This is a genomic window from Mariluticola halotolerans (assembly GCF_021611515.1).
GTDB lineage: Bacteria > Pseudomonadota > Alphaproteobacteria > Rhizobiales > Devosiaceae > Mariluticola > Mariluticola halotolerans.
Genome location: NZ_CP090960.1, coordinates 2,244,487 through 2,263,338 on the forward strand (window position 1 = coordinate 2,244,487; position 18,852 = coordinate 2,263,338).

At 59.7% G+C, this 18,852-nt stretch carries 19 protein-coding genes; 10 read left to right on the plus strand and 9 right to left on the minus strand.

Translation table 11 applies throughout. The features are described 5' to 3' along the window. Window positions 1-52: 52 nt before the first annotated feature. The 4 genes from dnaN to mutM all read right to left on the minus strand — a co-directional run bounded on the left by dnaN (window position 53) and on the right by mutM (window position 5,111). Window positions 53-1,171 carry a DNA polymerase III subunit beta gene (dnaN, locus tag L1P08_RS10690; protein WP_303617004.1) on the minus strand — a complete coding sequence of 373 codons (1,119 nt, stop codon included), beginning with the start codon at window positions 1,169-1,171 and terminating at the stop codon, window positions 53-55. Between the two features lie 325 nt (window positions 1,172-1,496). After that, window positions 1,497-2,933: a chromosomal replication initiator protein DnaA gene (gene dnaA / locus L1P08_RS10695; protein WP_303619547.1), complete on the minus strand. Its 1,437-nt coding sequence runs from the start codon at window positions 2,931-2,933 to the stop codon at window positions 1,497-1,499. Between the two features lie 894 nt (window positions 2,934-3,827). Further along, window positions 3,828-4,091 (minus strand): 30S ribosomal protein S20, encoded by a 264-nt coding sequence (gene rpsT / locus L1P08_RS10700; protein ID WP_303617005.1) that lies wholly within the window; start codon window positions 4,089-4,091, stop codon window positions 3,828-3,830. 129 nt (window positions 4,092-4,220) lie between these two features. Continuing rightward, window positions 4,221-5,111 (minus strand): bifunctional DNA-formamidopyrimidine glycosylase/DNA-(apurinic or apyrimidinic site) lyase, encoded by an 891-nt coding sequence (gene mutM / locus L1P08_RS10705; protein WP_303617006.1) that lies wholly within the window; start codon window positions 5,109-5,111, stop codon window positions 4,221-4,223. 109 nt (window positions 5,112-5,220) lie between these two features. On the opposite strand from mutM, the gene ubiE reads away from it, so the two are divergent. The 6 genes from ubiE to L1P08_RS10735 are packed head-to-tail and all read left to right on the plus strand — an operon-like array spanning window position 5,221 to window position 10,746. Further along, window positions 5,221-5,985, plus strand: a complete 765-nt coding sequence (gene ubiE / locus L1P08_RS10710) for a bifunctional demethylmenaquinone methyltransferase/2-methoxy-6-polyprenyl-1,4-benzoquinol methylase UbiE (protein WP_303617007.1) — start codon at window positions 5,221-5,223, stop codon at window positions 5,983-5,985. Window positions 5,986-5,994: 9 nt separating this feature from the next. Further along, on the plus strand, window positions 5,995-7,530 hold the full coding sequence (ubiB, locus tag L1P08_RS10715; protein WP_303617008.1) for a 2-polyprenylphenol 6-hydroxylase: 1,536 nt from the start codon (window positions 5,995-5,997) through the stop codon (window positions 7,528-7,530). 11 nt (window positions 7,531-7,541) lie between these two features. Then, complete coding sequence (gene coaBC / locus L1P08_RS10720) at window positions 7,542-8,768, plus strand: bifunctional phosphopantothenoylcysteine decarboxylase/phosphopantothenate--cysteine ligase CoaBC (RefSeq protein ID WP_303617009.1); 1,227 nt, start codon at window positions 7,542-7,544, stop codon at window positions 8,766-8,768. Between the two features lie 20 nt (window positions 8,769-8,788). Then, window positions 8,789-9,262 (plus strand): dUTP diphosphatase, encoded by a 474-nt coding sequence (gene dut / locus L1P08_RS10725; RefSeq protein WP_303617010.1) that lies wholly within the window; start codon window positions 8,789-8,791, stop codon window positions 9,260-9,262. Then, the gene (locus tag L1P08_RS10730) at window positions 9,246-9,983 is read left to right on the plus strand and encodes a DUF2259 domain-containing protein (protein WP_303617011.1); all 738 of its coding nucleotides are present in this window, start codon (window positions 9,246-9,248) and stop codon (window positions 9,981-9,983) included. Before dut ends, L1P08_RS10730 begins: the two co-directional genes overlap by 17 nt. Before the next feature lie 13 nt (window positions 9,984-9,996). Next, complete coding sequence (locus L1P08_RS10735) at window positions 9,997-10,746, plus strand: HesA/MoeB/ThiF family protein (RefSeq protein ID WP_303617012.1); 750 nt, start codon at window positions 9,997-9,999, stop codon at window positions 10,744-10,746. Window positions 10,747-12,074: 1,328 nt separating this feature from the next. Here L1P08_RS10735 and fabB read toward each other — a convergent pair. Together fabB and fabA are read right to left on the minus strand one after the other, a co-directional pair. Continuing rightward, window positions 12,075-13,301, minus strand: a complete 1,227-nt coding sequence (fabB, locus tag L1P08_RS10740) for a beta-ketoacyl-ACP synthase I (RefSeq protein ID WP_303617013.1) — start codon at window positions 13,299-13,301, stop codon at window positions 12,075-12,077. Window positions 13,302-13,340: 39 nt separating this feature from the next. Next, on the minus strand, window positions 13,341-13,847 hold the full coding sequence (fabA, locus tag L1P08_RS10745) for a bifunctional 3-hydroxydecanoyl-ACP dehydratase/trans-2-decenoyl-ACP isomerase (RefSeq protein WP_303617014.1): 507 nt from the start codon (window positions 13,845-13,847) through the stop codon (window positions 13,341-13,343). 293 nt (window positions 13,848-14,140) lie between these two features. On the opposite strand from fabA, the gene irrA reads away from it, so the two are divergent. Further along, window positions 14,141-14,512, plus strand: a complete 372-nt coding sequence (gene irrA, locus L1P08_RS10750; protein WP_303617015.1) for an iron response transcriptional regulator IrrA — start codon at window positions 14,141-14,143, stop codon at window positions 14,510-14,512. 88 nt (window positions 14,513-14,600) lie between these two features. Here the strand turns inward: irrA and secB are convergent, their stop codons facing one another. Both secB and L1P08_RS10760 read right to left on the minus strand, forming a co-directional pair. After that, window positions 14,601-15,125: a protein-export chaperone SecB gene (gene secB / locus L1P08_RS10755; RefSeq protein ID WP_303617016.1), complete on the minus strand. Its 525-nt coding sequence runs from the start codon at window positions 15,123-15,125 to the stop codon at window positions 14,601-14,603. 83 nt (window positions 15,126-15,208) lie between these two features. Beyond that, a complete protein-coding gene (locus L1P08_RS10760) occupies window positions 15,209-15,652 on the minus strand; it encodes an FxsA family protein (RefSeq protein WP_303617017.1) in 444 nt (147 codons plus the stop codon). A gap of 172 nt (window positions 15,653-15,824) precedes the next feature. Here L1P08_RS10760 and L1P08_RS10765 point away from each other — a divergent pair, with 172 nt between their 5' ends. The 3 genes from L1P08_RS10765 to L1P08_RS10775 are packed head-to-tail and all read left to right on the plus strand — an operon-like array spanning window position 15,825 to window position 17,517. Beyond that, the gene (locus L1P08_RS10765; RefSeq protein WP_303617018.1) at window positions 15,825-16,544 is read left to right on the plus strand and encodes a Tim44/TimA family putative adaptor protein; all 720 of its coding nucleotides are present in this window, start codon (window positions 15,825-15,827) and stop codon (window positions 16,542-16,544) included. 23 nt (window positions 16,545-16,567) lie between these two features. After that, complete coding sequence (locus L1P08_RS10770; RefSeq protein WP_303617019.1) at window positions 16,568-17,155, plus strand: Smr/MutS family protein; 588 nt, start codon at window positions 16,568-16,570, stop codon at window positions 17,153-17,155. Further along, the gene (locus tag L1P08_RS10775) at window positions 17,152-17,517 is read left to right on the plus strand and encodes a helix-turn-helix domain-containing protein (protein ID WP_303617020.1); all 366 of its coding nucleotides are present in this window, start codon (window positions 17,152-17,154) and stop codon (window positions 17,515-17,517) included. The genes L1P08_RS10770 and L1P08_RS10775 overlap by 4 nt, the downstream gene beginning before the upstream one ends. A gap of 22 nt (window positions 17,518-17,539) precedes the next feature. Here L1P08_RS10775 and hslU read toward each other — a convergent pair whose 3' ends face one another. Continuing rightward, complete coding sequence (hslU, locus tag L1P08_RS10780; protein WP_303617021.1) at window positions 17,540-18,850, minus strand: ATP-dependent protease ATPase subunit HslU; 1,311 nt, start codon at window positions 18,848-18,850, stop codon at window positions 17,540-17,542. Window positions 18,851-18,852 lie beyond the last annotated feature (2 nt).

Genomic DNA, 18,852 nt, shown 5'->3' on the forward strand with positions numbered 1-18,852 from the left:
GGCGACAGGAGATTGCCCCCTGCGCCGCGCATCGGGGTTTTGCGTGATGCGCCTAAACGCGCATCGGCATCAGAACGTAAAGCGCCTTGGCGTCACCCTCTTCCTGCACCAGGGTGGGGGAGCCGGAATCGTTGAACAGGAAGCTGACATTTTCCGAGCGGATCTGGCCCACGATATCGAGCAGGTAACGGGCATTAAAGCCGATCTCGAAACTCTCGGGCTCAAATTCAACTGCCAGTTCCTCGCTGGCCGTGCCGTGGTCGGGATTGGTCACCGACAATTCCAGCTGACCTGAACCGGCGGAGAGTTTGACCGCCTTGCCGCCGCGCTCGGAGGCAATGGTCGACACGCGGTCAACAGCGGTGGCGAAAGTGGCGCGGTCAACGCTCATCAGCTTGTCATTGTTCTTCGGGGTCACCCGGTCATAATCTGGGAATGTGCCCTCAATCAGCTTGGAGAGGAGCACAACACCGCCCACCGAGAAGCGGATCTTGGTGTCGGAGAGTTCCACCTCGACATCGCCTTCAGCGCCATCGAGCAGTTTTTGCACCTCGGAGACGGTCTTGCGCGGCACGATAATGCCGGGCATGCCCGCGGCCCCTTCAGGCGCTGTGGTTTCAGCCCGGGCCATGCGGTGGCCATCGGTTGCAACCGCGCGCAGCACTTCGGTCTGGTCCGAGGTGATGGTGTGGAAATAGATGCCATTGAGATAATAGCGCGTCTCTTCATTGGAAATGGCGAACTGGGTGCGTTCGATCAGTTCCAGCAAGGCTGCGGCGGGCATCGAAAACGTGTGCGAGAAGCTGCCTGACTTGAGATCCGGGAAACCTTCCGGCGACAGGCAGGCGAGGTGAAAACGCGAGCGGCCCGAGATGATCGACATCTGCTCGGAACCATCGGTTTCCAGCTTGACCTCGGCCCCGTCGGCAAGCTTGCGAATGATTTCATAAAGCGTGTGGGCGGGCACGGTGGTGGTACCCGGCGTGCCGATCATGGCGGGCACGTGTTCGGTCACCTCGATATCAAGATCGGTGGCCCTGAGGTCGAGACCGTCATCCGCCGCCTTGATCAATACGTTGGCGAGAATTGGATAGGTGTTGCGCCGCTCCACGACACGATGGACGTGCCCCAGCGATTTCAGAAGATGATTACGTTCAAGCGTGACTTTCATAACTCAATTCCCTGCCCGGTCGTGTGCCGCCTTGAAAGCGGTCAACCCCCATGTTCGGAGGGGGTGAGACAATCGCAAGAGACGGTCAAAAAGGCAAGCGGGTCAAAGGCCCTGCCTGTCCTTGTATTGTTGGTAGTTGTGCATATCGTCATCAAGGGTCAGCTTCAAGCACCCTTGGGGGGCATTGACGGTGGATAAAACAACGAACGGGGAACGCAGCCTGCCCGCCGCGTTCCCCGTGCTCCCCCTTGCCGCCCCGCAAGGAGACGGCCTGGCCAGAATGTTTTCTGGCGGGTTCCTGATTGGCGGCCGTGCCGGTCGCCTGTTATTCCTCGAGCATCTTTTTGAGCAGTTCGACTTCCTGCTGCAGCTCACCATCATCCTTCATCAGCTGCTCAACCTTGCGCACGGAATGCAGCACTGTTGTGTGATCGCGTCCCCCAAAACGGCGGCCGATTTCCGGCAGCGAACGGGCGGTCAGGGATTTGGCCAGATACATGGCAATCTGACGCGGGCGGACGACATCGCGCGAGCGGCGGGCCGAGAGCAGGTCATTGCGCGGTACCTTGTAATGGCGCGAGACCATTTTGAGAATGTCCTCAATCCGCACCCGGCGGCTTTCGCGCGAGCGGATCAGATCGGCAAGGGTCTTTTCGGCCAGCCCCACAGTGATCGGCTCACCGGTCAGCTGATTGGCCGCGACCAACCGGTTTACAGCGCCGTCGAGATCGCGGCCATGGGAGACCACGGAATGGGCGATATAATCGAGCACGGGGGTTGGGAAATGCACCCCGGCAAACCGGACGGTCGCCTGTTCGGCCCGGCGGGCAACAATGGCCCGGCGCAATTCCTCGTCAAAGGGATTGATCGGCACGACAAGGCCACCCGAAAGGCGTGATTTCACCCGGTCATCGAGCATGTCGAGATCGCGCGGCGGCGCGTCCCCTGCAACAACCACCTGTTTGGCACCGGTAAGGAGCGCGGAAAGCGTGTGGCCGAATTCGGTCGCGGATTTGCCCTGGAGGAACTGCATGTCGTCGATCAGCAGCAGATCGATGCGGCGCAGCCATTCCTTGAAACCGATCGCCGACTGGCGCTGCACGGCGGTGATGAAATGATACATGAAGTGGTCGGCGGTCAGATAGACCACATTGCGGTTGGCGTCCGCCGCACCGGCGGCCCAGGCAATGGCGTTGAGCAGATGGGATTTACCCAGACCAACGGTTGAATGGATATAGACCGGATTGAAGGTCACCGTGTTGTTGGCGGCGGCATGGGCCACCTGTTTGGCAACACCAAGGGCGATATCGTTCGGGCCACCGGGCACAAAGGTATCGAAGGTCATTTTCGGATCAAGCGCACTGCCCGAGAGCGCATCGGTACGGGCAGCCTGGGCCGGGGCCATGGGGCGGGCCGGGGCCGGCGCCGGATCACCATGGCTGGGTTCGGCAGCCACGGGCTCGGCGGGCGGCACCAGACGGGGCCGGGCCTGACCATTTACCCGCACGGTAAAGTGCAGGCGCTGAATGTCACGGGTTTCCTGCTGAAAGGCTTCCAGAATGCGTTCGGCATAATTCGACTGGATCCAGGAACACAAGAAACGGGTAGGGACAGAGAGGTGGGCCAGATCGTCGACAACCTCTTCCAGTTCCAGTCGGGCAAACCAGCTTGTGAACACGTCTTCGCCAACCGCTGCGCGCAACATTTGTCGAACGCGTGTCCATGTATCGGCCGTGACCGGCTTGTTGCCGCGAGCTCCCATCTTCTTGTCCCCTGTCCGAACAGGTTGTGCACCTTCCGCGCTGCCGCCTTCGAGCACATCGGTACGTCCTGTTACAATCATGTTTTTCATTGTGTTCTGCCTCTTGCATGTCTGAACGGCTACGCAAGGCGAGCCAAACCGACACATTTGTATATGCTTGCAATTCCGGACAAAGCTTCGCCATCACCGCCAAGTATAGCGGTCCGAAATTGCAGGGATTTATTGAACGCGGCCGATAAGGGCCAAATAGATTACTAGTTTTCGGGAGACCCCAAAAATACTCTGACTTTTAAATTCAGTTCGGCGTGTTGCCGATTACCAAAGGGTAGTTCAGACCTGATCGAAGTGGCCTTCTTATGCCGCATGATGACTTCCCCCAACATTTATAGCATTCGCCGACGCCGCGTGTTCGACGCCCTTTTTCTGATCCAACACGGCTATCTTAGCCAGCCAAATTTTGGCTTTCAATCCGCCTGAGGGCAAAAAAACAGGTTGACTCTGGGGGGCGTCAGTCAATGCCCGTGTGAAGAGAAGTTAACATAATTTTAATGCCCTGAGACTCCACACAGAATCTTGACCGGGGGCCTTTCAGACGGGGTTTAAAAAAAAATTTCGCGCTGTCGCACGGCCTAATTTACCATGTTCTAAAGCATCGACGGGGCGGGGATGAGTGCGCGGCGCAGTGCCCTGATTCTGAAGGCTTTTTGACATGTCACCCAAACAGGCAAAAACCGGTCACGGCCGGTATAAGCAAAAATCGATATTTCGCGCGTTTACCAATCTTTGCAGAGTGTGACATTGAGGTGACAGGTGTGCAGACAATAAAAAAGCCCCCTCGGAAGGGGGCTTTTGAAAGATCAGACCCGGTGGTCTGGGGCCGTATTCAACCGATTCTCAGGCGAGAGCCTTGATCCGGTTGGACAGACGCGAAACCTTGCGCGAGGCCGCATTGCGGTGAACGATGCCGTGACCGGCTGCGCGCTGAATGATGGGCTGCGCGACCTTGAGGGCCTCGTTTGCAGCGTCCTTGTTCCCCGCCGTGATAGCTTCCTCGACCTTGCGCAGGAATGTGCGCATGCGGGAGCGGCGAGCCTTGTTGACTTCCGTGCGGCGGGCGATCTTGCGGGTCGCTTTTTTCGCCGAAGGCGTATTGGCCATGAAAAACCTCTTGGGCGTTGCGACCGGAAAATCCTGGCGCTTATGCGCATCCCAGAACCGGTCGGTAAATGAAAGCGGCGGCCACAAGCCGCCAATTGCCCGGCGTTATAGTCAGGACCGGGCAGGACGTCAACTGATTTCCACCTGACATTGCGGGCAGTAAAAGCTCGAGCGCCCCGACTGGACGACCCGGACAATGCTGCCGCCGCAACCGGCGGTCCGGCAGGGGCTGTCCCGGCGGTCATATACATCGAAACTGTGCTGGAAGTAACCCGCCTCGCCTTTTGCATTGCGGAAGTCCTTAAGGGTCGACCCGCCCGCCTCGATTGCGGCGGCCAGAACATCGCGGATGGCGCGCACCAGTGCCTCCAGTTCCGCCCTCGGCTGGCCGTCGGGTGTCACCAGATGCAAGGCCAGGGTTTGCGGGGCGATACCGGCACGCCAGAGCGCCTCGCAGACATAGATATTGCCCAGACCTGCAATATGGCGCTGATCGAGCAGCGCGGTCTTGACCGGGGTCTTGCGCCCGGCAAAACGGCTGGCAATGTAAGCGGAGGTCAGTTCATTGCCGAGCGGCTCAGGCCCGAGCGAATTGAGAAAGGCACAATCCGCTTCCCTGGCAAACAGGTCCATAAAGCCGAAACGGCGCGGGTCGCTATAGACAAGGTCCGCCATCTGCCCGTTTTGAGCGCATAGGGCAATAACCACATGATCGTGCTTGCCGGGGGCCGCGGCCGGGCGCAGGCGGCTTGGCTGATCAAGAGGGGTATCCGCCACCCGGAAATTACCGGTCATGCCCAGATGACTTAGAAGCGTCATGCCGTCATCAAGTTCGATCAGCAGGTATTTGGCCCGTCGGTTGACCGCTTTAATGGTCCGCCCGGTCAGGCTTTGGGCAAAGCCCGATGGGAAGGGGAAACGCAGATTGGGGCGATTAAGGGTAACCCCCTTGATTTGCGCGCCGGTAATCAGCGGCGCCAGCCCGCGCCGGACGGTTTCGACTTCGGGCAGTTCTGGCATGCTTTAACCCCGTTACCATGACACCCGATGACGCATGGATAATGGCCGCCGGTTCGGGTATTGTGCAGCTCTTATAGTAGAGACCACATTTTTTCGAGCCAGATATCGCATGAGTGAGCCGCAGGAAACCACCCATTTCGGAGCCAGACAAGTCGCGCTTGAGGATAAGCAGGGGCTGGTCAATGCCGTGTTCCACGGGGTTGCTGACCGTTATGACCTGATGAACGATTTGATGAGCGGTGGTGTGCACCGCTTATGGAAAGACGCCATGGTTGCCCGGCTGGCGCCGCCGAAACAGGGCAAGCGCCCCTATCGCGTGCTCGACATGGCCGGGGGCACCGGCGATATCGCCATGCGCATCATCAATGAATCCCATGGCTATGCCGATGTCACCGTGTCCGACATCAATTCCGACATGCTCCGGGTGGGGGCCGAGCGCGCCAAGGCCTGGCGCTATCCCGGCAAGGCCAGCTTTGTTGAAGCCAATGCCGAAGAACTGCCCTTCGAAGACGATTATTTTGACGCCTATACGATTGCCTTTGGCATTCGCAATGTGCCGCGCATCGACAAGGCGCTGAAAGAAGCCCATCGGGTTTTGAAGCGCGGCGGACGGTTATTGGTGCTGGAATTCTCCCATGTGGATGTGCCGGGGCTCGACCGGGTCTATAATGCCTTTTCCGACGGGTTGATCCCGCCGATCGGCAAGATGGTCACGGGCGATGGCGACCCTTATCAATATCTGGTCGAGAGCATCCGCCAGTTCCCCCGGCCCGATGCCTTTGCCAAAATGATTGCCGATGCCGGGTTCAAACGGGTCACCCATTCCGCCTTTACCGGCAATATCGCCGCGCTGCACAGCGGCTGGAAGCTTTAGGACCGGCCGATGGGATTATCCGCTTATTTGCGCCTTTTCCGCGCCGGGTTCGTTCTGGCGCGCGAGGGGGCGTTCTCGCTGATCGAGGCGAAGGACCTGCCCCTGCCCGCGCGGCTCGGGCTGAGTACATTGCGGCTGGTCGAGCGGGGCGCGGTGCGCAAGACCGGCCGGGTCGAGCGGCTGACCCGGGCGCTGAACCGGCTGGGGCCCACTTATGTGAAATTCGGGCAGACCCTTGCCACCCGCCCCGACATTGTCGGCATCGAAATTGCCGAAGACCTGTCGGCCCTGCAGGATCGCATGACCCCGTTCGATCCGGCGACGGTGCCCGGCCTCCTCAAGGCGGCGCTGGGGCCGAAGGCTGCCCAATTGCAGGACCTGTCGCCCCCCATTGCCGCCGCCTCGATTGCCCAGGTGCACAAGGCCTGGCTCAAACAGGATGACGGAGAGATGCAGCCGGTTGCGGTGAAAATTCTCCGCCCCGGTGTGCGCGACCGTTTCCGGCGCGATCTTGAAAGCTATTATGCCGGCGCCCGGCTGGCCGAACGGTTTGTCCCCGCGCTGCGGCGTCTCAAACCGGTCTCCGTGGTTGAAATTCTGGATCGATCGGCCCGGCTCGAACTCGATTTGCGCTTCGAGGCCGCGGCGATTTCCGAATTTGCCGAAAACATTGCCGCCGATGACGGTTTTGCCGTGCCCCAACTGGAATGGGATCTGGTGGCGCCCAATGTGCTGACCACATCCTGGATCGAGGGCATTCCCATTCGCGACCTTGATGCGCTGGATGCGGCCGGCATTGATCGCAAACTTCTGGCCGCGCATCTGATGCAGAGCTTTTTGCGGCACGCCATTCGCGACGGCTTTTTTCATGCCGACATGCATCCGGGCAATCTGTTTGCCGACCCAAAGACCCATGGGGTCATCGCGGTCGATTTCGGCATTATGGGCCGCATCTCGCCCAGGGAGCGCCGGTTCCTCGCCGATATCATTTATGGCTTCATCACCCGCGATTACGAAATGATCGCCCAACGGCATTTCGACATCGGTTATGTGCCGAGAAACCAGTCGGTCGGTGACTTCACCCTGGCGCTGCGTTCCATCGGCGAACCCCTGCAGGGCCGGCTGTCGCGCGAGATTTCCATGGCCCGGGTGCTGGGGCAGCTGTTTGCCGTCACCGACATGTTCCAGATGCAGGCCCGGCCCGAACTGATCCTGTTGCAAAAGACCATGGTGCTGGTCGAGGGCGTGTCCCGGGCGCTCGATCCCGATCTCGATATCTGGAAAATCTCCGAACCGGTGGTCAGCGATTGGCTCAAACGCCAGATCGGCCCGGCGGGACGCCTGGCCGAGATTAAAACCCATGTGGACACCGCAACCCAGACGCTGGGCATGATCCCCGGGCTTGTGGTGCGGGCCAATGCAGCGCTCGACGACTATGAAGCGCACAAGGCCAAACCGCCCCGGCTGATGAACACATTGATCGCGATCACCTGTGTCTTGCTGTCGCTGGCCAGTCTGGCGTTTTTAATCCGGATCATGGGGTAAGGAGCGGGCCGATGACACTCAGCGGCAAACACATCCTCTTGATCATCACCGGCGGGATTGCCGCCTATAAAGCTCTGGAGCTGATCCGCCTGATCCAGAAACAGGGCGGCAGCGTGCAGCCGATCCTGACGCAGGCGGCAACCGAATTTGTCACCCCGCTTTCCGCCTCGACCCTTTCGGGCCATGCAGCGCTGACCGCATTATTCGACCTGACCCGCGAGGCCGAGATCGGCCATATCGAATTGTCGCGTTCCGCCGACCTGATTGTGGTTGCCCCCGCCAGCGCCGATTTCCTCGCCAAGATGGCGCAGGGCCGCGCCGACGATCTGGCCTCGACGACGATTCTCGCCACCGATACCGACATTCTGGTCGCCCCGGCGATGAATGTGCGCATGTGGGAAGCTGCGGCCACCCAGCGCAATCTTAAGACCCTCAGCGCTGATGGCGTCCAATTTGCCGGCCCCGATGAGGGGGAAATGGCCTGTGGCGAATTCGGGCCGGGCCGGATGGCCGAACCTTCCGCCATTCTCGGTGCCATCAGCAATTATTTCGCAACCGCCAACCACCAGCCCCTTGCCGGGCGGCATGTCATTGTCACCTCGGGCCCCACCCGGGAATGGATCGATCCGGTGCGCTATATTTCCAATGCCTCCTCGGGCAAGCAGGGCACGGCGATTGCCGAGGCTTTGGTGGCGCAGGGCGCAAGGGTCAGCTTCATCACCGGCCCCGCCGAGGCGGCAATGCCCACCGGTTGTGAGATCATTGCAGTCGACACGGCCCTTCAAATGCACGAACAGGTGATGGCCGCTCTTGCCGCCCAACCCGCGGACGCGGCGATTTTTTGCGCCGCTGTTGCCGATTGGCGGGCGGCGATACCGGCAACATCCAAGATCAAGAAGCAGGATGATGCCGACGTGCCGGCGCTCAAACTGCTGCGCAATCCCGATATTCTGGCCGAGGTCAGTGCGCTTGATCATGACAGGCGACCGGCGCTGGTTGTCGGTTTTGCGGCTGAAACGGACAATGTTCTGGCCCATGCGCGCGCCAAACTAAAGCGCAAGGGCTGCGACTGGCTCCTCGCCAATGATGTGGGTGCGCACAGCAATGTGTTTGGCGGCGATGCCAATCACATCATCCTTATGGATTCTTCTGGAGAGGATGACTGGGGCACCTTGTCCAAGCGCGACGCAGGTCATAAGCTTGCGCAAAGACTGGTGGCATTTTTCACCCCCTCGTAAAGCTGAAGGACGCAGGCGGCATGGGTGCGGCACCCCTTACTATTGATTTCAAATGGCTCGATCACGGCACGGGGCTGAATGTGCCGCGCGCCGAAAGTGACGGCGCGGCGGGCCTCGATCTGAGCGCGGCGCTTGCGCCGGGCGACAGTCTCGACCTGCAGCCGGGCGCGCGGGCGATTGTGCCTTGCGGTTTCGCCATGGCGCTGCCTATTGGCTATGAAGCGCAGGTGCGGCCCCGGTCGGGACTGGCGGCAAAATTCGGCATTACCGTTCTCAACGCCCCCGGCACGATTGACGCGGATTACCGGGGTGAGGTGAAAGTCATTCTGATCAATCATGGTGAAGACATTTTCACCATTCAGCGCGGCGACCGGATCGCCCAGATGGTGGTGGCGCCGGTCAGCGCGGCTCAATTCTCCCTTGTTGAAAGCCTTGATGCCACGGCACGGGGCGCAAACGGATTTGGATCGACAGGTCATGTGGCTGCGCAATAGTCTTTTGGGCCTTCTGGCTCTTGCCGGGCCGCTGCTTGTGCCCGCTGCAGCCCTTGCGGGCGACCGTGCCCTGCTGGAGGTGATCGGCTATTCCCGGGATGCCCGCTATATCGCTTTTGAGGAATATGGCATCGAGGACGGATCGGGCTTTGCCTACAGCAATCTTTATGTGGTCGACCTGAACACCGACCAGTGGGTCGTTGGCACCCCTATCCGCCTCAAGGCGGAGCGTGAAGAGGAATCGCTTTTGACGCTGCGGGCAGAGGTGCGGGCAGAGGCGCTCGACCGCATGATCGACCTCGAGATCGACCAGCCGGCCCAGGTCGCGGCACTGCGCGGTGACGGCACGATTGATACGGACGGGTTCTCGCTCCAGTTCGGTGTGCCGGGTTATGCGCCCGATGCGATTTCAGGTGCCTATACGGTTTCGCTGGAAATGTTTGACGCGCCCGCAGCGCTTGCCTGTGCCGACTGGATGGACAGTCAGGCGCAGGGTTTTGTCCTGCAGTTGAAGAACGATACGGGCGCGCAAATCGTTCATCGCGACGACAGCCTGCCCCGTTCGCGGGGCTGCCCGGTCACCTATCGCATTTTCGGGGTCTATCTCCCCTATTATGCTCTCGACATTTCACGGGCAGTGGCCATAGTCTCAGTCTTCGCCCATGGCTTTGAGGGACCGGACAGGCGCTTTGTCGCCGTGCCACTGGCCGCTGCAGAATAGGAACTGAACCGACGTGAACCTGTCGCCCGAAGAAAGCCGCCGTTATGCCCGTCACATCGTCCTCAAGGGCGTTGGTGGACCGGGGCAGAAACGTCTGAAGGCGGCGCGGGTTCTCATGGTTGGCGCGGGCGGGCTGGGCAGTCCGGTGATTGCCTATCTCGCCGCTGCCGGGGTCGGCACGATCGGGGTCGTTGATGACGACAAGGTCTCCCTGTCCAACCTGCATCGCCAGGTCATTCACGCCACCGCCGATATCGGCACGCAAAAGGCGACAAGCGCGGCGCGCTTTGCCAAGTCGCTCAATCCCGAAGTGGTGATCAATACCCATGATGTGCGGCTGGACGACACCAATGCCGTCAGCCTTCTGGGTGACTATGATCTGGTGATCGATGGCACCGATAATTTCGAAACCCGGATTGCCATTTCCGATGCGGCCCACAAGCTCAGCCGCCCGATGGTCTCGGGCGGGGTGTCGATGTATGACGGCCATCTGACGGTCATCTCACCCCACACACCGGACGCCACCGGCAAGCCCAATCCCCGCTTCCGCGACCTGTTCCCCGAAATACCCGATCAGGACCAATTGCCCAGCTGCGAGGCCACCGGCGTTCTCGGCGCCGTCACCGGCGTCATCGGCACCCTGATGGCCATGGAAGCGATCAAGCTGATCACCTGGATCGGCGAACCCCTGATCGGCCGCCTGCTGCTCTATGACGGACGCGAGGCCAAATTCTCCGAAGTCAAATACGGCCGCCGGCACTAGGCCCGCATCGCAAGTCCTCCCAGCGCCACCCCATCGTCATCCCCGCGCAGGCGGGGATCCAGCAGCGGACAGTCCTGCCCGCAGGATTTGCCTTTTGCACCGCCGACGCGGTGCACTGGATTCCCGTTTTCACGGGAATGACGGAGTGGGCGTGGAACGCCCCAAACCCTCATCCCCCCACATCGTCACCCTCGGGCTTGACCCGAGGGCCCATGACCAAGCACCAGCAAATACAAAAGGGCGGATACGCAACACCGCATGACCACACGCCCACCTATGGCCGTCGCACCACCGCATGGGTACTCGGGTCGAGCCCGAGTATGACGATCGGAGATAGGACAACAAATGGCACCTCCCCCTTCCTTCGACAGTCTCAGTATGAGGTAAGGGACAAACCCAATCACAAATCCCTCGTCGTCATTGCGAGCGGCGAAGCCGCGCGGCAATCCAGAGCGGCACGCATATAACCCGGCGACCTTCTTCTCCACAAAACTTATCGACGCCCCCCAAACCCCGTTTATCCTCATCCCACCTTTTCACATCACCGGCGCCGGCGCGACGAACGTCCGGGGTGAAGGGGGACCGGGTTCCTTGGGGGTCGCCTCAGGGAAGGCCAAAACTGTGCCGCGACCAGCCTGCCCCCGAAGGCAGGTGTACCGGGGAAACCCGGCGGGGATGGGCCCCAGCGCTTTAAGAGTACAGGCCACGCCAAAAATCCCGGTTGCATGAGACGGTGTATGTCTCATTTGTTTTAACTCTCAGACGGGCCATGCACCGTCTCATGCCGCCTGATTATCAACACCGTCGGGTCTTTGGGCCTGACGGGGGCTTTGGGGTGGGTGGAATTTGAGGGGTGCCCAAAAAAAATCTTTCACCACCCCCACATCGTCACCCTCGGGCCTGACCCGAGGGCCCATGACCAACCATCAGCAAATACAAAAGGACCGACCAAACAAAATCACGCCCCCATGCCCACCTGATGGGCTGCACCATCGCATGGATACTCGGGTCAAGCCCGAGTATGATGATCGGAGATAGGACAACAAATGGCACCTCCCCCTTCGTTCTCCCTCGGACTTGATCCGAGGGTCCATACGATACCTGCGACACCGCATGGATGCCCGGATCAAGTCCGGGCAAAAAGGAGAATGGACCAGACGCAATGTGAACCCCAAAACCCTCATCCTGAGCTTGTCGAAGGGCGAGGGTTCCAGCACCGCACCTGCTGCCCATCCTTCGACAGGCTCAGGATGAGGACAGTGCCGGACACGAAAATGCCCGGCACAAGGTCCGGGCACAGTCAGGGCTTAAAGCCGGTATTGCCGCCCTTAAGCGTCCGGGTGTTTGAACACCAGGGTGGCGTTGGTGCCGCCGAAGCCGAAGGAGTTGGACAGGGCAACGCCGATATCGACGTTGTCGCGGCGCTTGCGCACGATGGGCATGTCGGCGAACTCGGGGTCGAGTTCTTCGATATTGGCGCTCTCGCAGATGAAGCGGTTCTGCATCATCAGAATCGAATAGATCGATTCCTGCACACCGGTGGCCCCCAGCGAATGGCCGGTCAGGGATTTGGTGGCCGAGAAGGGCGGGCAGCTGTCTTCATTGCCAAAGACGGCGCGCAGCGCTTCCATTTCCTTGCGGTCGCCGACCGGGGTCGAGGTGGCGTGCGGGTTGATATAATCGATCGGCATGTTGACGGTCTCGAGCGCCATGCGCATGCAGCGCTCGGCGCCTTCGCCCGAGGGCGCAACCATGTCATAGCCGTCCGAGGTCGCCGCATAGCCGATGATCTCGGCCAGAATATTGGCCCCGCGTGCCTTGGCATGCTCCAACTCTTCGAGCACCAGCACGCCGGCACCGCCGGCGATGACAAAACCATCACGGTTCTTGTCATAGGCGCGCGAGGCCTTTTCAGGCGTGTCGTTGAAACTAGTGGACATGGCGCCCATGGCGTCAAACAGGTTGGACATGGACCAGTGCAGGTCCTCGTGGCCGCCGGCAAAAACCAGATCCTGCTTGCCCAGCTGGATCTGCTCGTAAGCATTGCCAATGCAATGCTTGGAGGTCGCACAGGCCGAGGAGATGGAATAGTTGACGCCGTGAATATTGAAGGCGGTGGCCAGGGTTGCCGAGGCGGTCGAACTCATGGCCTTGGGCACGGCGGTTGGGCCGATGCGCTTGGGGCCGCGTTCACGGGTGATATCCGCCGCTTCAATCACGGCCATGGTCGAGGGGCCGCCCGAACCCATGACAATGCCGGTGCGCGGATTGTGACGATAGTCCTTTTCGTCAAGCCCGGCATGTTCGATGGCTTCGACCATGGCGATATAATTCCACGCCGCGCCCTTGCCCATGAAACGGGTGGTGCGGCGATCGAGCACTTCAAACGGATCAAGGGTCGGCGCGCCTTCAACCTGGCAGCGGAAACCGAGATCAGCGTAATCCTTTGCAAAGCGGATGCCCGGACGAGCCTCCATGAGGCTGGTGAGCACTTCCTGCTTGTTGTTGCCGATCGAGGACACAATGCCCATACCGGTGATCACAACTCGTCTCATATTATCCTCACTGCCGTCTTTTGTTCAAACCAGTGGCGCTTACGCGCCGCCGATCAGGCCAACCCGAAGCATGTCGGCCACATATATGGTTTCACCATCCGCCTTCACCGTGCCCTGGGCAATGCCAAAAGGCAGGGGGGTGCGCATATGGCGCTTAATATCAATCCGGTATTCCAGCATTTTGACATCGGGGGTTGCCTGACCGGTAAACTTGATGCTGCCTCCCAAAGCGCGGCCACGGCCGGGCGACCCGGACCAGCCGAGAAAGAAGCCGACCATCTGCCAGAGCGCATCAAGCCCCAGACAACCGGGCATCACGGGATCATCGATGAAGTGGCATTTGAAAAACCACAGGTCGGGGTGTATGTCGAGTTCAGCAACAACAGAGCCCTTGCCAAATTCGCCGTCGTCCTCGCCGATATGGGTGATGCGGTCGAACATAAGCATGGGGGGAGCCGGCAAACGGGCATCCATTTGGCCGGGCAGTTCGCCACGGCTGTGCGCCAACAGTTCTTCGTAGTTAAATTGATGGGCACGCTCTGCCATGCTGTCGCCTCTTTAAAGGATTGATCGAGTTTGTGTAGAGGGCGACCGGGAGAGGGTCAACATAACTTTTCCCAAGGATGGGGCCACTTGTGGAACAATGGCACTCTGGGCACCTTGCGGCAAGAGGCCCTAACCATGTGACCGGCGCTGCGCTTGTATGCCGTGCGCCTTGCACGTATAGTTTGGCTGAAGAGATAAACTTATGTACCGGGTAAAATACTGATATGGCCTATCGCGCTAACGCTCAGCGTCAAATTCCCTCGCGCCGTCCGTGTCTGACGGCCGTCTTGCGGATGGCTGGCCTGCGGCCCACGCGGCAGCGGATTGCCCTGGCGGAACTTCTGTTCTCGGGCGATCATCGTCACGTCAGCGCCGAAGCGCTGCACGGGGAAGCGGGCGCCGGCGGGATCGAGGTGTCGCTGGCCACGGTCTATAACACATTGCACCAGTTCCGGCGGGCCGGCCTCCTGCGGGAAGTCACGGTTGACGCCGCCCGCTCCTATTTCGACACCGACACGTCGGATCACCACCATTTCTTCGTGGAAGACGAACAGCGGGTGATCGATATCCCGGCTGATTCAATCGTCATACAGGGTCTTCCCGATGCGCCGAACGGCATGGAAGTCACCCATGTCGATGTGGTGGTGCGGGTCAAGAAAGTCTGAACCGGGCAATCCGGTTCAACCTGAAATTAAAAACGGCGTTTTGATCCACTCAAAACGCCGTTTTTCTATATCGTATGCCGGATCAGCTTCAGTTCGGCTTGGGCGTCTCGCCTGCTTCACTTGCCTGCTTGGCCATGGCCGCCAGGTTCTGCTGATAGATGGCAACAAAATCGACCGGCTCCATCAACAGGGGCGGGAAGCCGCCGGCCTGGGTGACATTGGCCATGACCTGCCGGGCGAAGGGGAAGACCAGCCGCGGGCATTCGATCATCAACAGCTGCGGCAGCTGATTTTCAGGCACGTTGGAAATGCGGAAAAGCCCGCCATAAACCAGCTCTATATTGAACAGCAATTTGCTGTCGCGCTCGGCCTTGGCATTGATCGTCAGCTCGACCGCATAAACATCCTCGGCCTGCTTCTTGACCTGGACATTGATCGAGACATTGAAGCCGGGATTGCTGGTGCCGCCGATTATGGAGCCGGGCGCGCCGGGATTCTCGAAACTGAGATCACGGACATATTGCCCAATAATGTTGAACTGCGGAGCCTTGCCCTGTTCTGGCGCTGCGCCATTGGCATCGGCTTGCGGCGCGGCTGGTTTGTCTTTGGCCATTTAATTGTTCCTGACTAACGAGAATTCCGGTTTGCTGGCTAGCACTTTTGACCCAAGGTCACAAGGCTGACAGGCCTTGGCGTTCAGTCATCATCCCGCCAATCCTTCCGATCAAGGTCGATTACATCGGGGTCCTGGGGCGGGCGCTGGCGGGTACCTGTTGTCGCGCCAACAATGGTGATGCGGGATTTGAGCGCGTTGTAAATGCCCGCACGGATGGCGGGTACCAGTAACAGGAAACCACAAAGGTCCGTGAAATAACCCGGCGTCAGCAGCAGGGCGCCTGCAACGCCCAGCATCATGCCTTCGGCCAGCTGCTGGGCCGGCAGGGTGCCTGCGGCGGTTGTGGCACGGATATCCGAGAGCAGCGACAGGCCCTGTTTGCGGATGATCGCGGAACCAATCATCGCGGTCACGATAACCCCGAGCAGGGTGGGCCAGAGGCCGATTACCTGACCAATGGAGATGAAGAGGCCGATTTCGATCAAAGGCACGATCAGAAAAATGCCGAATAACAAGCGTCCCAAGGTCGCAATACTCCCGTGTAATCAACGCATTTTCGCCCACAACGGCGATTCATGCATATGTGAACTGGTTTCCAGTCAATGTTTACCTATATATAGGTGAGTAAACCGCATATCGCGACCCGCTGAGGGTCTGGTATATGCATTTTTGTCCGAGATGTGATGCCAGAGGCCCATGACCGATTTTCTTGATCTCCCCACCCTTATCATCATTGGCGTAGCAATTGTCGTATTGTTGCGGCTGCGCTCGGTCCTTGGCACCCGCACAGGGCACGAACGCCCGCCGGAGGAGCGCATCCAGGCCCGCGAAGAGACCCGCAACAATAATGACACGGTTATACCGTTGCGCCCGCGCACCGCTGCTGTCGAGGAAGATCCCGATGCCGAGCGGCGGGCCCGCAAGATCGAGGCTGAAATCGAGCAGTTCTCGCGTGGCGACGAAAAACTGGCCGAAGGCCTGAAATCCATTACCGAGCATGATGCCAGCTTCATGCCGAAAAGTTTTCTTGAGGGCGCAAAGTCCGCCTATGAGATGATCGTGACCGCGTTTGCCGCAGGCGATCACCGGACACTGAAATCGCTGCTCGAAAAAGATGTCTATGACGATTTCGAAGCGGCCATATCCGCACGTGAAGCCAAGGGGCATACCGTTGACTTCACTTTTGTGGGGCTGCCCAGCATCGGGATTTCCGATGCCGGTGTAGACAAGAAGGTTGCCCAGGTGACGATTCAGTTCAAGGCTGAGGTGGTTTCGGCCACCCGCGACGCAGACGGCGAGCTGGTCGAGGGCAATGCCGATCAGGTTATCACCATTGCCGACGAATGGAGCTTTGCCCGCAATACCCGCTCGCGCGATCCCAACTGGAAGCTTGTGGCCACCGACCAGCTCGACTAGGGCGAAAAGGGTGGGCGGCACATATGGCCAAGCGCGACCGGAAAACGAAACCGCCCCTTGGTGACTGGCACTTGTGGTCTGAAGTCGCCCGGACCGTTTCGCCGCTGCGGCCCGGTGCCAAATTGCCGCCGGTGCCCGATGCGGCTCCAGTACGCGACGGCCCGGTTGCTGCTGCCAAGGGCAAATCCTCGGTGGCAACGCCAATGCATCAGCACAAGGCGATTACCCCTTTGGGACGCGGGGTACAAAAAGCCAGCCCGGACCGGGACATCGAACCGCGTATCCGCCGGCGCCTGATGCGCGGCCAGTTGCCGATTGACGGCACCATTGATTTGCATGGCATGCGCCAGTCGGAAGCGCATACAGCGCTTTTGCGCTTTGTAGCCGCGCGCTATGCGCGTGGTGACCGCACCCTTTTGGTGATCACCGGCAAGGGGCTGAAAAAAACCGGCTATGGCGCTATCGAACAAAAGGGCGTTTTGCGCCACATGCTGCCGATCTGGCTGCGCGACCCGGCCATGGCCCCCATGATCGCCGGCTGGGAAATATCCGCGCAGGCGCATGGCGGGGAAGGCGCTTATTATGTCAGGCTGAAGAGGGTGGGGAAATGACGCCGCTCGGAGCAAAAATGCGCGCACTGAGAGCAGAGCGCAATATTACGCTGAAACAGATGGCGGAAGCGCTCGATGTGTCCAGCGCCTATTTATCGGCGCTCGAACACGGCCGGCGCGGCAAACCGACATGGTTCCTGCTGCAACGCATCATCACCTATTTCAATGTGATCTGGGATGAAGCAGAAGAGCTGCAGCGGCTGGCTGAGATCTCCGACCCCAAGATTACCATCGACACCGCCGGGCTGAGCCCCGAGGCGACAGAATTGACCAACCGGCTGGCCAATGTCATCGACAAGCTGACGCCGGAAGACCTTGTCAGTTTGAAAAACGAAGTCGTCAGGCGGGCGGCAGGACGCTGATCCCGACGCCCACCCTCCGGGTCTAGAGCACGAATTTCGACAGGTCAGTGTCGCCGGCCAGTTTGCCGACCTGACTTTCGACAAACGCCCCGTCAATAACGATTGTCTCACCGTCCTTGTCAGGCGCGTCGAAGGAAATATCCTCGACCAGCCGTTCCAGCACCGTTGAAAGTCGCCGCGCGCCGATATTCTCGACGCTCGCATTGACAGTCACTGCGGCCTTCGCAATCGCCTCGATAGCGTCCGGGGTGAACTCCAAGGTTACCCCTTCAGTTTGCAGCAAGGCCACATATTGCTTGATCAGCGAGGCTTCAGTGTCGTTGAGAATGCAGACGAAATCGTCATGGGTCAGCGCCCGCAATTCCACCCGAATCGGCAAACGGCCCTGCAATTCAGGCAACAGGTCCGACGGCTTGGCGACATGGAAAGCGCCCGAGGCGATGAACAGGATATGGTCGGTCTTGACCGGCCCATGCTTTGTCGCAACCGTTGTGCCCTCGATCAGCGGCAGCAGATCGCGCTGCACACCTTCACGGGACACATCGCCGCCGCCCCGGCCTTCGCGCACGGTAATCTTGTCGATCTCGTCAAGGAAGACGATGCCGTGATTTTCGACCAGATCGATGGCTTCGGATTTAAGCTGATCCTGATCCAGCAGCTTGTCGGCTTCTTCATTGATCAGAAGCGGATAGCTGTCCTTGACCTTGACGCGCTTCTTGACGCCCTTGCCGCCCATGGCTTTGCCGAGCATGTCGGAGAGATTGATCATGCCCATATTGGCCCCGGGCATGCCGGGGATTTCAAACATGCCGCCACCGGGCTGGGCCTGTATCTCGATTTCGATTTCCTTGTCGTCCAGCTCGTTGTCGCGCAGTTTCTTGCGGAAGCTCTCGCGGGTGGACGATTGCGAAGAGGCACCGACAAGCGCGTCGAGCACACGTTCTTCAGCATTGAGATGGGCCTTGGCCTGCACTTCGCTGCGGCGCTTGTCCTGCAACAGCGAAATGCCGCTTTCCACCAGATCGCGGATGATCTGTTCTACATCACGGCCGACATAGCCGACCTCGGTAAACTTGGTGGCTTCCACCTTGATGAAGGGCGCATTGGCGAGGCGGGCGAGACGCCGGGAAATTTCGGTTTTGCCGACGCCGGTTGGTCCAATCATCAGGATATTTTTCGGGGTCACTTCCCGGCGCATATCCTCTGGCAATTGCTGACGCCGCCAGCGATTGCGCAGGGCAATGGCGACAGCACGTTTGGCGTCGGACTGACCAACGATATACCGGTCGAGCTCGGAAACGATCTCGCGGGGGGAAAAACTGTTCTCACTCATGG

Excerpts from the sequence above, each read along its gene's own strand:
- dnaA (WP_303619547.1), bottom strand. The coding sequence starts at position 2,933 with ATGGGAGCTCGCGGCAACAAGCCGGTCACGGCCGATACATGGACACGC.
- irrA (WP_303617015.1), top strand. The coding sequence starts at position 14,141 with ATGGCTGGCCTGCGGCCCACGCGGCAGCGGATTGCCCTGGCGGAACTT.
- dnaN (WP_303617004.1), bottom strand. The coding sequence starts at position 1,171 with ATGAAAGTCACGCTTGAACGTAATCATCTTCTGAAATCGCTGGGGCAC.
- dut (WP_303617010.1), top strand. The coding sequence starts at position 8,789 with ATGGGTGCGGCACCCCTTACTATTGATTTCAAATGGCTCGATCACGGC.
- coaBC (WP_303617009.1), top strand. The coding sequence starts at position 7,542 with ATGACACTCAGCGGCAAACACATCCTCTTGATCATCACCGGCGGGATT.
- L1P08_RS10730 (WP_303617011.1), top strand. The coding sequence starts at position 9,246 with ATGTGGCTGCGCAATAGTCTTTTGGGCCTTCTGGCTCTTGCCGGGCCG.
- rpsT (WP_303617005.1), bottom strand. The coding sequence starts at position 4,091 with ATGGCCAATACGCCTTCGGCGAAAAAAGCGACCCGCAAGATCGCCCGC.
- fabA (WP_303617014.1), bottom strand. The coding sequence starts at position 13,847 with ATGGCAGAGCGTGCCCATCAATTTAACTACGAAGAACTGTTGGCGCAC.
- secB (WP_303617016.1), bottom strand. The coding sequence starts at position 15,125 with ATGGCCAAAGACAAACCAGCCGCGCCGCAAGCCGATGCCAATGGCGCA.
- hslU (WP_303617021.1), bottom strand. The coding sequence starts at position 18,850 with ATGAGTGAGAACAGTTTTTCCCCCCGCGAGATCGTTTCCGAGCTCGAC.
- fabB (WP_303617013.1), bottom strand. The coding sequence starts at position 13,301 with ATGAGACGAGTTGTGATCACCGGTATGGGCATTGTGTCCTCGATCGGC.
- mutM (WP_303617006.1), bottom strand. The coding sequence starts at position 5,111 with ATGCCAGAACTGCCCGAAGTCGAAACCGTCCGGCGCGGGCTGGCGCCG.
- ubiE (WP_303617007.1), top strand. The coding sequence starts at position 5,221 with ATGAGTGAGCCGCAGGAAACCACCCATTTCGGAGCCAGACAAGTCGCG.
- ubiB (WP_303617008.1), top strand. The coding sequence starts at position 5,995 with ATGGGATTATCCGCTTATTTGCGCCTTTTCCGCGCCGGGTTCGTTCTG.
- L1P08_RS10775 (WP_303617020.1), top strand. The coding sequence starts at position 17,152 with ATGACGCCGCTCGGAGCAAAAATGCGCGCACTGAGAGCAGAGCGCAAT.
- L1P08_RS10770 (WP_303617019.1), top strand. The coding sequence starts at position 16,568 with ATGGCCAAGCGCGACCGGAAAACGAAACCGCCCCTTGGTGACTGGCAC.
- L1P08_RS10765 (WP_303617018.1), top strand. The coding sequence starts at position 15,825 with ATGACCGATTTTCTTGATCTCCCCACCCTTATCATCATTGGCGTAGCA.